This window comes from Streptomyces sp. NPDC004609 (assembly GCF_042873655.1).
Taxonomy (GTDB): Bacteria; Actinomycetota; Actinomycetes; order Streptomycetales; family Streptomycetaceae; genus Streptomyces.
Window position 1 is genome coordinate 176,097 of record NZ_JBIALS010000013.1, and the last position, 11,473, is coordinate 187,569.

Sequence of the window (11,473 nt, forward strand, 5' to 3'; positions counted from 1 at the left end):
TGTTGGGGGTGTTGCGGTGCGAGATGCCAGGGGTGCCGGGAGCGGGCGGGTGTACGGTGCGGGCCCTCGCCGGGGCTCCTCCCGTACACCGCTCCTCGAAGGCCGGGAGGGGCGGGCAACACCCCGGCCCGGCGCGGGAAACGGGCCGGACCGCGCAGGTCCGGCCGGGGCTCCGTCCCGGGCCGCTCCGGAGAGACCGGCTGTCCCCGCGCCATCGGGGGAAACGGGCCGCCCGCCGGGAGCCCGCACCCCACAGCAGGACCCGGCCGTCGCCCGACGGGACACGCGGGGACGGCCCGCGCGGGGACCGGCGGGGGCTCCCGCCCCTCGCCTCCCGGAACGGGGCAGGGGCATCCGCCGGCCGGACCTCCCGGAAGGGCGGCGCGCCGGCGGTCGAGGGGCGGGGCGCGGGTCAGGAGGACGGGGAGCGGGTGGCGAGGGCGCGACGGAGGTCGTCGAGCTGGTCGCCGAGCTTTCGGCGGAGCGCCGGGATCACGGGTGAGTCGCGCAGACACCCCTCGCCGAGCTCCAGCGTCTCCGGGTCCACCGCGTGGAGCGGGAAGGCGTAGCGGCCCGCCGCGTCCGCGATGGCCGGGCCGCGGCGGTCGGCGAGGGCGACGGCGTCGGCGAAGTAGCGGGGGATGTACTCCCGTACGAGATCGGCCTGTTCGGGCTGCCAGAAGCCCTGGGCCGTCGCGATGAAGAGGTAGTTGGAGAGCGTGTCGTCGGTGAAGAGGAGGTCCCAGGCCGCGGCCTTCGCCTCGGGCTCCGGGAGCGCCGCGCGGCAGCGGGCCGCGCCCTCCCGGCCGGTCGCGCTGGGGTCGCGCTGCTCCTCCGCCGCGATCGTGCGCTCGTCGAGGGCTCCGAGGACGGCCAGCCGGTAGAGGACGCGCCAGCGCAGTTCGGGGTCGAGTTCGGGACCGCCGGAGACGCTGCCGTCGGAGAGCCACTCCTGGATGGTCTCCGGCTGCGCGGCGGCGGCGATGTAGTGGCGTACGGCGATCAGGCGCAGACTGCCGTCGCTGCCGTCCTCCGTACGCCGCAGGAAGTCGCGGCAGATGTCCCGGATCGTGGCGAGCGCGGCGGGCCTCCGGTCGGCGGGCAGATACCGGTCCGCGATCTGCGTCGCCGCGAAGCCGAGGACGCCCTGCACGATCGCGAGGTCCGACTCGCGCGGCAGATGGGCGCGGGCCGCGTCCAGATACGCCGTGGGGGCCAGTTCCCCGTCCCGGACCATGTCCCGGGCCGTGTTCCAGACGACCGCGCGGGACAGCGGTTCGGGCAGGCAGGACAGGGAGCGTACGACCGTGTCCCAGGAGGTCGCGTCGAAGCGGACCTTGGCGTAGGTGGTGTCGTTCTCGTTGAGGACGACCAGCGACGGCCTGCGGCCGGGGTGGGACTCGGCGGGGCTCCCGCCGTCCGGGACGTCCACCTCGAAGCGCCCGCGCGGAACCAGCCGGTCCGGATCGACCGGATCGGTGTCGTACGCGGCGACGGCGACGCGGTGCGGACGGCCGCCGTCCTGCGCCACGGTCAGCGACCAGGTGCCGCCGCCGTCGGTGACCACCGGCTTGAGCGTGTCGACACCGCTGGTCCGCAGCCAGGATTCCGCCCAGGCGTGCACATCGCGGTCGGTGGCCCGCGCGAGGGAGTCGATGAAATCGGCGAGGGTCGCGTTGCCGAACCGGTGCCGGGCGAAGTGGATGTTGATACCCGCGAGGAAGTCCTTCTCCCCCATCCACGTCACCAGCTGCCGCAGCGCGGACGCGCCCTTGGCGTACGAGATCCCGTCGAAGTTCAGCATCGCGGACGCGACGTCGGGGACGGCGTCCGGGGCGGGCGCGACCGGGTGGGTGGAGGGGCGCTGGTCGGCGTCGTAACCCCAGCCCTTGCGGTTGACGGCGAAGTCGACCCAGGTGTCGGTGAAACGGGTCGCCTCGGTGAGGATCTGGAAGCCCATGTACTCGGCGAACGACTCGTTCAGCCAGATGTCGTCCCACCACTTGAGGGTGACCAGGTCGCCGAACCACATGTGGGCCATCTCGTGCGCGATGACCATGGCACGGGTCTGGCGCTCCGTGTCGGTGACCGCGGACCGGTAGACGAACTCGTCGCGGAAGGTCACCAGACCCGGGTTCTCCATCGCGCCCGCGTTGAACTCCGGCACGAACGCCTGGTCGTACGAGTCGAAGGGGTAGGGCTCCTCGAACTTCTCGTGGTACCGGTCGTAGCACTGGCGCGTGATCTCGAAGAGCTCGTCGGCGTCCGCGTCGAGGTACGGGGCGAGCGAGCGGCGGCAGTGGAGGCCGAAGGGGAGCCCGGCGTGCTCGGTGCGCACGGAGTGCCAGGGGCCGGCGGCGACGGCGACGAAGTAGGTCGAGAGCGGCGCGGTGGGCGCACACGTCCAGGTGCCGTCGCCGTTGTCGGTGGCGACGGCGTTGCCGAGGACGCTCCAGCCGTCGGGGGCGGTCACGGAGACCTCGAAGACGGCCTTCAGGTCCGGCTGGTCGAACGCGGCGAAGACACGCTGGACGTCCTCCAGGAACATCTGGGTGTAGACGTAGGTCTCACCGTCGGTCGGGTCCGTGAAGCGGTGCATGCCCTCGCCGGTGCGGGAGTAGCGCATGTCCGCCTCGACGGTCAGCTCGTGCTCGCCCGCGGTCAGCCCGGTCAGCGGGAACCGGTTGCCGGTGAGCGCCCCGGGGTCCAGCGGCCGTCCGTCGAGGGTAATGGAGCGCAGCACCGCGGGCCTGAGCTCGACGAAGGTGTCCCCGTCCGCGCGAGCGGTGAACTGTATGACGCTCCGGGAGCCGAAGATCTCTTCCCCGGTACCCGCCGGGGCGTCGGCCCCCGCCGTCAGGTCGAGGGCGATCGTGTAGCGGTGGACGTCGAGGAGCTGGGCTCGGGTCTGCGCTTCGGCGCGCGTGAGTACGGGCATGGGGGCCATGCTGCCTGATGAGGACCTGATCGCACACGGGGTAGTGGTTGCGCTCTGAGCGCACGGGCGGCGGGCCGGGCTACCGGGGGTTCGCGGTGGTGGCCCCCGGCGCGGCCGCCGGGTTCGCGGCGATCGTCTCGTGGTGGCGGATCACCTCGGCGATGATGAAGTTCAGCAGCTTCTCCGCGAACGCGGGGTCCAGCCTGGCGCTCTCCGCGAGCTGCCGCAGCCGTTCGATCTGGCGGGCCTCGCGGGCGGGGTCCGCGGGGGGCAGCCGGTGCTGGGCCTTGAGGTGGCCGACCTGCTGCGTGCACTTGAAGCGCTCGGCGAGCATATGGACGACGGCGGCGTCGATGTTGTCGATGCTTCCGCGCAGGCGGTCCAGCTCGGCGCGCACGCTGTCGTCGATGTCCCTGGTGGTCATGGTCGTCGAGCTTACGGGCAGGTCGCACGCGGCGGGCGGCCCGGGGCCGCGTCCCGGCCGGGCGGCCGTCCCGGTGACCGCGCGTGGGCCCGGGGGCCGGTCGCGCCCGGACGCCGGGTGGGCCGCGGGGGCACCGGTCCCGGGCATGCCGAGCGCCCCGACGCGCCCGGGGCCGTGTCCACGGGTGCCGGACAGCCGACGGGGCGCCGGTGGCGGAGCCGCAGGGCGGGGGCGGGGTGGTGGGGCAGGAGTGCGGCCTGCCCCACCCTCACGGCGGGGACCTCAGCGGTGCCGGGGCACGCGAGCCCGGAGGGATCCGGACGAGAGGCCCCGGGGAGTGGGGTCGACGTGGCGTCGACCGCCCGGAGGGCGGGCCCGGCGGGGTCCGGTGCGCACGACCGCAAGGGTGGTGCCTCCCCGGCGAAGCTCCGGGAGCGGAGCCACTGCGGTGGGGCACTCCCCCGGGCTCCGCCGGGGCCGCCCCCACCCAGGCCGAAGGCCGTGGGGTCCACCGGCGACCGACGACAACGCACGGGGCACCACCCGTGCCCGCAGGCTACGGGCGAGCGCGGGTGCCGGACCCGCCGGGCAGACGGGACTTCGACGCCACGAACCTAGAGGGTGGCCGCCGCGGAGCGGATCGCGGAGGCGAAGGTGGAGACCTCCGTGTAGACACCCGGGTAGTTCGGCTGGGCGCAGCCCTCGCCCCAGCTCACGATGCCGACCTGGACCCAGGCGTTGGTGTTGTCCTTGCGGAACATCGGACCGCCGGAGTCTCCCTGGCAGGTGTCGACACCGCCCTGGGTGTACCCGGCGCAGATCTCCTCGGCGGCGACGAGGCGGGGGTAGGCCCGCCGGCAGGACGCGTCGGAGACGAAGGGCACCTGGGCCTTCAGCAGATGGCGCTGCTGCGCCCCGCCCTCGCTGGCCGCTCCCCAGCCGGCGACCGTGAAGGTGCCGCTGTTGTACGCCGTGGTGCCGGCGATCTTCAGGGTGGGCAGGTCGATCGGCCGGGCGAGCTTGATCAGCGCCCAGTCCTTGCCCGTGCCGTTGTAGCCGGGGGCCTGGAGGACCTTGGTCGAGCGGACCTTTATGGCGCTGCCGCTCTGGAGGTCCACGACCCCGGCGGTGGCGGTGATGCCGGTGTTGCTGCCGGAGCCGGGGACGCAGTGCGCGGCGGTGAGGACGATCTGTTTGCTGTAGAGCGCGCCGCCGCAGCCCATGGAGAGCCTGACCATGAAGGGGAACTCACCCTGGACCGCCCGGGTGCCGCCGACGACGGGCGCGGGGGCGGCGGAGGCCGGGGTGGGCTGAAGGCTGATCGCGGCGAGGACGACGGCACTGGCCGCGGCGCATCTCTTGAACATACCGAGGAGCTTCAACGGGCTGCCTTTCGTGGGGGGTTCGGTCTGACGCCGAAGCCGTACCCACGAAGTACGCGGCGCAAGACACACCCCACATCTGTCATGGGCCCGACAAGACGTGAGGGGATTATGTGGAGCCCGGAGCCCGCCACACAAGGCGCAATTTTCGGCCATGCCCCCGGCATGTCACCCACCCGGATCCGCCAGGCGTTCCCCGTAGAGTTGGATCGGGGCCGACCGTCGTACAGGGGGTACGGAACGTGGTGGCGAAGGGCAGCGGGAGCGGCGGTGGCGAGGTCGCGCACGGCTATCCGCACCTCGGCACCGTGCGGGAGGCGATCACGGCGCTGCACCGGCGGCTGTCGCCCGAGGCCATGTTCTCGTACGCCCCGAGCGTGCTCCCGGCGGACGTGGCCTTCTCGGATCTGGACGACCTCCACCTCGGGGCGCAGCGGGTCGCCCGCGCGCTGGTGCAGCATCTGCAGCTGCCGGACGCGCGGATGATCGTGAGCTTCCGGGAGATGCACCACGCGGCGAGCGTCGAACTGACCGCCGGACCGGAGTACTTCATCGAGCTGAACGACCGCTTCCGCACCCACCGCAGGGACATCGGGGCCGCCCTCGCGCACGAGATCACCCATGTGCTGCTGCACCGGCTCGGGCTGTCGTTCCCGGGCACGCGCGACAACGAGATCCTCACCGACACCGTGACCACGTATCTCGGCGCGGGCTGGCTGCTGCTCGACGCCTTCCGGGAGGACGGCGTCTCCAGCCAGAAGCTGGGCTATCTCACACCGGAGGAGTTCGGGTACGTCCTCGCCAAGCGGGCGCTGGCGTTCGACGAGGACCCCGCCGTGTGGTTCACCAGCCCGCAGGGGTACACGGCGTACACCAAGGGCCGCGCCCGGGCGCTGCGCGACTCGCAGCAGCCGCCGCTCACCACGGCGGGCTGGGCGGGCCGCCACCGCTACGCGAAGGACCGGCGGCACGCGCTGGAGAGCGCCGGGCGGGGACCCGGGAGCCACGGCGCGGAGGGCGGCCCGGCCGCGCCGTACGCCTTCGAGCGCAGCCCCGACGGCATGCGCGTCTCCTTCCCGTGCCCCACCTGCCACCAGCGCATCCGGATCCCGGTGCGGGGGCGGGTGCGGGCCCGCTGCGGGCTCTGCCGCACGATTCTCGAATGCGACACCTGAGCGGACTCCGTAGCCTCGGCGCATGAGGCGCGAACCGGAGGCAGCGGCGGCGGAGTTGTTCACGGCGCTGTACGAGGGCGACGAGGACGCCGTCGTACGGCTGTTGCGGGCCGGGCTCCCGGCCGACACCACCGACGAGGACGGGCAGACCCCGCTCTATCTGGCCGCCCTCCAGAACGATCCGGGCACGGTGCGGCTGCTGCTGGCCGCGGGCGCCGAGCCCGAGCGGCCCAGCGGCTCCGAGGGCGGGGACCTCCCGCTGTGCGGAGCCGCGGTCGGCGGTCATACGGACGTGGTGCGGGCGCTGCTCGCCGCGGGCGCACGGCCCGGCACGCCCGAGTCGATGGGCTTCACGGCGATGATCTGGGCGGTGCGGCAGGGGTACGCGGCCACGGTGCGCGCGCTGCTGGAGCACGGCGCCGACCCCGATCTCGCCGGCCCCGACGGCGAACCGCCGCTGGTGTCGGCCACGCGCCGGGGCTCCCCGACGACCGTACGGGCGCTCCTGGAGCACGGCGCGAGCGCGAAGGAGGCGGCGCTGGCCGAGGCCCGCGCCCAGCTCGCGCTCGATGTCGGCGAGGAACTGCGCAAGGAGCTCCTGGAGCTGTACGACGGGGAGTACGAGACCGTCTCGCGCCGGATGGCGGAGGACGGCGGGGTGACCGTCGTCGTCGACCTGCTGCGCGACGGCAGGCCCACCGCGGGCAAGGAGCGGGGATGCGGGCACGCGGCGATCGCGACCCTGCTGGAGGCCGAGCTGGGCATCCGGACCCCGTACGAAGAACTGGCGGGACGGGCGCTGAGCTGCGGCGACCGCGGGCAGGACAACTGGATCGAGCAGGTGTTCACGCTGTGGCGGCGCGGCGGCGAGGAAACGTTCCAGGCCGCTGTCGCGTGGTGCGCGAGCGACGATCCCCTGCGGCGGGCCTTCGGGGCCGATGTGCTGGGGCACCTGGGGGTGACGGACGGCGGACCGCGCGGGCCGTTCACCGCACGGGCGCTGCCGGTGCTGCGGGAGACGGCGCGGGAGGCGGAGGACGCCGGGCTGATCCGGGCGGCCGTGCTCGCGCTCGGACACCACGGCGATCCGGCCGCGCTGCCGGAGATTCTGCGCCATTCCGGGCACCCGGAGGCGGAGGTGCGCCTCCAGGTGGCGCTGGCGCTGTTCGGGCTCGTCCCCGGTGACCACGCCGGGGGTGTCGGGGCACTCATCACCCTCAGCGGGGACGGGGACGAGCGGATCAGGGACTGGGCGACGACCGCGCTGGCCGTCCTCGACACGGACACGCCCGAGGTCCGCGAGGCGCTGGCGGCCCGGCTCGGCGACCGGGACACCACGACGGCGGCGGAGGCGGCCGCCGGGCTGGCGAAGCGTCAGGACCCGCGTGCGGTACCGGTGCTGGTCCGGATGCTGGAGGACGAGGACCCGAAAGGGTACGCGCACCGGACGGCGCTTGACGCGGTGGAGCTGATCGAGGACGACAGGACACGGACCCGGTTGGAGGGAACCCACCCGCGGTGCCGCTAGCGAGCGTCGTCACGGTGGCGCCCTCCGCCGGAGGGCGGGCCCGGCGGGGTCCGGTGCGCGCGACCGCACGGCGGAGGATGGGGGCACTCCCCCTGGCTCCGCCGGGAGGGACCCCCACCCCTGGCTCCGCCGGGAGGGCCCCGCCCCGGCCGGCTTCCGTTCTCGTGGTCGTCGCAACACCCCAGCTCAGGGGATGCGATGGACTTCGAGATCCGGGAGGACCGGGCCAGGCGCCAGGCCGTAAGGCCCTGGTCCGTGAGCGGGAGGAGTACTTCCGGCTCATGGACCAGGGCGTCAGCAGCGTGGAGGCTTGCCGGATCGTCGGCATCAACCGGCGTACCGGGAAGCGCTGGCGCAACGGCCGCCAGGCCGTGGGGCCGTCGGCGACCGACGACCATGCAAGGGCACCACCCGCGCCCGCAGGGTTACGGGGGAGAGTGTGCGTGTCAGCCCCCGCCGGGCGGACGGGACTTCGACGGCACGGCCCAACAGCCGTTGCAGACCCGCGGGCCTCATTCACGCCATGATCCAGCGTCCCGGGGGGGCTCTTTGTCTGGTTCTGATACGGCTGGTACAGCCCAGCCGGCATGCCGGGTGATCGTTCCGACGGTTCCGCAACACCTCTCGGGCCGTGGGGGAGCCGGGGGCGGACCGGAGGCGCCGCCCTGTCCGCGGCGCGGGCGCGGGGCGGGCTCGGGAACCCGTGTGCCGGGGGACCGCTGGTGACACACAGCGAGCATTCCCGCGGAACGCACCGACGCGGGTCCGAGGGTGCCCGGGCGGTCCGCGGGCTCCGTTCCCCGCCGGTACGCCGGTGGGCGGGTGCCCGCGCCGGGACCGGGACCGCCGAAGCGACCCACACATCGGATCCGGAGCCTCCGCATCCTATTCCCCATGATTTGTCACACACGCCCCAGGAGCCCCAACTCCCCCTAGAGGGAAGGCCGTACGGGTGTCAAGTGGTGACGCGAAGTGGTGCTGAGAGGTGATTTCTGTGATTGGGTTGCGCAGGCCGTGGTCCTGGCCCGAATATCGCGTGTCGACCCAAGAAATACCCGTGGTCGCGCGGACGGTGTTCTTGCCCATTGCCTGCAAGCAGTCGGAACCCGGAGTGTGCCCGCCGCACAGCGGCCGGAACACGGCCATGCCGGGGGCGGTGAGGAGCCGCTCGTCCACCGCGCGTCACGCCCCGTAACCCGGCGGCCTGCCGCCAGATGATTTGCTGCCGAGGACCCTCATGTTCAGCCCGCTCAGGCAAGCCGTTGCGTCGGCACCGTGCGTCACAGGCGGTGCCCGCACCGTCGCCGTCTTAGGGCCGGCGCCCTTTTTACGCCTCCCGCCGGGGTCAGGCCGCCGCCTCCCCGCAGCGCCGAGCGGGAGGCTCTGATGGCGGCGGCGATCCCTCTGTTCAACCCGGCGGGCTTCGACGTGGAACTGCGTCCGGCCCTCGACGACGTGCGCGCCGGGCGATGGATAGCGATGAGGGAACTGCTGCACAACACCAGCACCTGGGCGTCGTGGACCTCACGCAGCCAGATCCTGGCGGCGGCGGCCGCCACGGGCGACGCGGTCGAGGCCTGGGCCCAGGAGGAGCCGCGCTCCTACCCGGCCCGGATGATGCGCGCCCGGGTCGAGGTGCAGCGCGCGCTCAACGCCCACCGGGCCGGTGACCGCGAGGCGGAGAGCCGTACCGACCGGGCCAGGCTCGCCTGCGAGCACGCCGCGAGCGAGCACCCGGACGATCCCGTTCCGTGGCTGGGGCTGCTGACGCTGGCCCAGGTGGACTCCTCCGACGAGTACCACCGCCGGCCCGAGCACCGGATCGCCGCCTGGGAGCCGCCGCTGCCCGCAGGGCCCTGGGGGCTGCTCTCCGCCGTGCTCAAGCGCGACCGGGGCAGCCGGGAGGCATGGCACCGGCTGCTCCAGGCACTTCAGGCATACGGCCGCAACACATCGGATTTTGCACGCTGGGTCTCCTCCTGGGCCGAGCCCGGTTCCCCGCTCGCGGTGATTCCGCTGTACGTGTACGCGGACATATACCGCGAGCGCCGGGAGAGCGGACAGCTCACCTCGCTGTTCTGGACGACCGCGCCCGTTTCGTACTACACCCGGCACGCACTGGAGCGGTGGTTCCCCCACGCCGATCGCTCGTCCTGGTCTCCGCTCGACCTGAACTACCTTGCACAGGCCTTGTATTCCGGTGGTTTCGGAGCGGCTGCCTGTGCCGAGGTATTCCAGGCGATCGGTTCCTGCGCCACCCCGGTGCCCTGGCGCTATGTCGCCGATGCCCCGGACCGGTGGCAGGAGGAGTTCCTTCAGGCCCGTCGACGCTGCCTGAACGACGAATAGGCGCCACCCCTGGACGGCCCCGCGCCCGGGGCCCTCAGGTCTCGTCCGTCCGCTTCTTCCGGAGGTTACTTCCGTGGCGAATACACATAACGGCAAAGCCGTCCCCGATGACGAAGACGTCCTCAGAGGACTCGGCTACCAGCCCGAACTGGCCCGGCGCATGGGCCCGTTCGGGAACTTCGCACTGAGCTTCTCCATCATCTCGATCCTGTCCGGCTGTATGACCCTCTTCGGCTTCGGGCTGATGACCGGCGGTCCTGCGGTCATGCTGTGGGGCTGGGCCTTCGTCGGCCTGATGGTGCTGGCCGTGGGTGCCGCGCTCGCCGAGGTCACTTCGGCCTACCCCGTCTCCGGGGCGCTGTACTACATGGCGAGCAGGCTCGGCGGTCCGCGCTGGGGCTATGTCACGGGCTGGTTCAATCTGCTCGGCCTGCTCGGCGGCATGGCCGGCGGCTGCTACGGCTCCGCGCTGTTCATCGGCGCGTGGCTCAACCTCCAGTGGGACGTGACGCCGACACCGGAGAGAACACTCCTGATATTCGGCTGCATACTGCTGCTGCTCGCGACGCTCAATCTGTTCGGCGTACGCCTGGTCAGCATCCTCAACTCGATCAGCGTCTGGTGGCACCTCGGCGGTGTCGCGGTCATCGTCGGCGCGCTCGCGATCGTGCCGTCGAGCCACCAGTCGGCCGGATTCGTCTTCGGGGAGTTCGCCAACGAGACCGGGTGGAGCAATCCCCTCTACGTGGGTCTGCTGGGCCTGTTGCTGGCCCAGTACACCTTCAGCGGGTACGACGCTTCCGCGCATCTCAGTGAGGAGACCAAACACGCCCAGGTCAGCGCCGCCCGGGGCATCGTCCGCTCGATCTTCCTGTCGTGGGTCGTCGGCTTCATCCTGCTCGCGGGCATGCTGTTCGCCATCCAGGACTACGCGGGCACCATCGGCACCGCGACGGGGGTGCCGCCCGCCCAGATCTTCCTGGACGCGCTCGGTGTGAACGCGGCCAAGGCGCTGCTGCTGGTCATCATCATCGCGCAGCTCTTCTGCGCGAACGCGGGACTGGCCTCCGCCTCCCGCATGGTGTTCGCGTTCTCCCGGGACGGCGCCCTGCCGTTCGCCAGCACCTGGCGCCGGCTCAGCTCCCGCACCCGCACTCCGGTGCCCGCCGTGTGGCTCTCGGTCGCCGTGCCGTTCCTGATCGCCCTGCCGTCCCTCTACTCCACGACCGCGTACACCGCCATCGTCTCGATCAACGTCATCGGCATCACCCCCGCCTACGCCATCCCGATCTACCTGAGGCTGCGGGCCGGCAGCGGGTTCATACCGGGCCCGTGGCAGCTGGGCCGCTGGAGCAGACCCATCGGCTGGACGGCCGTGATCTGGGTCGGCTTCGTGACCGTGCTGTTCTGTCTGCCGCCCGTCAGCCCGATCACGACCGCGTCGTTCAACTACGCGCCCATCGCGCTGCTGACGGTGCTCGCGCTGGCCGCGGTCCTGTGGATGACCCGGGGCAAACGCACCTATGAGATCCCGTACGGAACCAAGGAGGAGCGCGACCAGATGGCGCAGGACCTCGTCTGACCGGCAGTGGGGCCCCCCCCCGCGGGGCCCCCCGCCCCCCCCCCCCCCGGGCCGCGGGGGGGGCCCCCGGGCCGGGGGGGGGGGGCGGTTAGGGG

8 protein-coding genes are annotated in these 11,473 nt (G+C 72.6%); 5 read left to right on the plus strand and 3 right to left on the minus strand.

Annotated features, from left to right (window positions below; translation table 11 throughout):
- Positions 1-412 precede the first annotated feature (412 nt).
- From pepN to ACFYT4_RS15875, 3 genes are all read right to left on the minus strand, one after another.
- Positions 413-2,938 (minus strand): aminopeptidase N, encoded by a 2,526-nt coding sequence (gene pepN / locus ACFYT4_RS15865; protein ID WP_389268661.1) that lies wholly within the window; start codon positions 2,936-2,938, stop codon positions 413-415.
- 79 nt (positions 2,939-3,017) lie between these two features.
- Positions 3,018-3,362, minus strand: coding sequence for a chorismate mutase (locus ACFYT4_RS15870; RefSeq protein WP_389268663.1), 345 nt, complete (start codon positions 3,360-3,362; stop codon positions 3,018-3,020).
- Positions 3,363-3,976: 614 nt separating this feature from the next.
- Positions 3,977-4,729 (minus strand): serine protease, encoded by a 753-nt coding sequence (locus tag ACFYT4_RS15875; RefSeq protein WP_389268665.1) that lies wholly within the window; start codon positions 4,727-4,729, stop codon positions 3,977-3,979.
- 260 nt (positions 4,730-4,989) lie between these two features.
- Here ACFYT4_RS15875 and ACFYT4_RS15880 point away from each other — a divergent pair, with 260 nt between their 5' ends.
- The 5 genes from ACFYT4_RS15880 to ACFYT4_RS15900 all read left to right on the plus strand — a co-directional run bounded on the left by ACFYT4_RS15880 (position 4,990) and on the right by ACFYT4_RS15900 (position 11,378).
- Complete coding sequence (locus tag ACFYT4_RS15880; RefSeq protein WP_389268667.1) at positions 4,990-5,919, plus strand: hypothetical protein; 930 nt, start codon at positions 4,990-4,992, stop codon at positions 5,917-5,919.
- Positions 5,920-5,941: 22 nt separating this feature from the next.
- Complete coding sequence (locus ACFYT4_RS15885) at positions 5,942-7,447, plus strand: ankyrin repeat domain-containing protein (protein WP_389268669.1); 1,506 nt, start codon at positions 5,942-5,944, stop codon at positions 7,445-7,447.
- Positions 7,448-7,728: 281 nt separating this feature from the next.
- Positions 7,729-7,974, plus strand: coding sequence for a helix-turn-helix domain-containing protein (locus tag ACFYT4_RS15890; protein ID WP_389268671.1), 246 nt, complete (start codon positions 7,729-7,731; stop codon positions 7,972-7,974).
- Positions 7,975-8,833: 859 nt separating this feature from the next.
- A complete protein-coding gene (locus tag ACFYT4_RS15895; RefSeq protein ID WP_389268673.1) occupies positions 8,834-9,796 on the plus strand; it encodes a hypothetical protein in 963 nt (320 codons plus the stop codon).
- A gap of 160 nt (positions 9,797-9,956) precedes the next feature.
- Positions 9,957-11,378 (plus strand): amino acid permease, encoded by a 1,422-nt coding sequence (locus ACFYT4_RS15900; protein ID WP_389268685.1) that lies wholly within the window; start codon positions 9,957-9,959, stop codon positions 11,376-11,378.
- The last annotated feature ends 95 nt before the right edge of the window (positions 11,379-11,473 follow it).

Coding starts and splice junctions, on each gene's coding strand:
- ACFYT4_RS15875 (WP_389268665.1), bottom strand. CDS start 4,729: ATGTTCAAGAGATGCGCCGCGGCCAGTGCCGTCGTCCTCGCCGCGATC.
- ACFYT4_RS15900 (WP_389268685.1), top strand. CDS start 9,957: ATGGGCCCGTTCGGGAACTTCGCACTGAGCTTCTCCATCATCTCGATC.
- ACFYT4_RS15895 (WP_389268673.1), top strand. CDS start 8,834: ATGGCGGCGGCGATCCCTCTGTTCAACCCGGCGGGCTTCGACGTGGAA.
- ACFYT4_RS15885 (WP_389268669.1), top strand. CDS start 5,942: ATGAGGCGCGAACCGGAGGCAGCGGCGGCGGAGTTGTTCACGGCGCTG.
- ACFYT4_RS15870 (WP_389268663.1), bottom strand. CDS start 3,362: ATGACCACCAGGGACATCGACGACAGCGTGCGCGCCGAGCTGGACCGC.
- ACFYT4_RS15890 (WP_389268671.1), top strand. CDS start 7,729: ATGGACCAGGGCGTCAGCAGCGTGGAGGCTTGCCGGATCGTCGGCATC.
- pepN (WP_389268661.1), bottom strand. CDS start 2,938: ATGCCCGTACTCACGCGCGCCGAAGCGCAGACCCGAGCCCAGCTCCTC.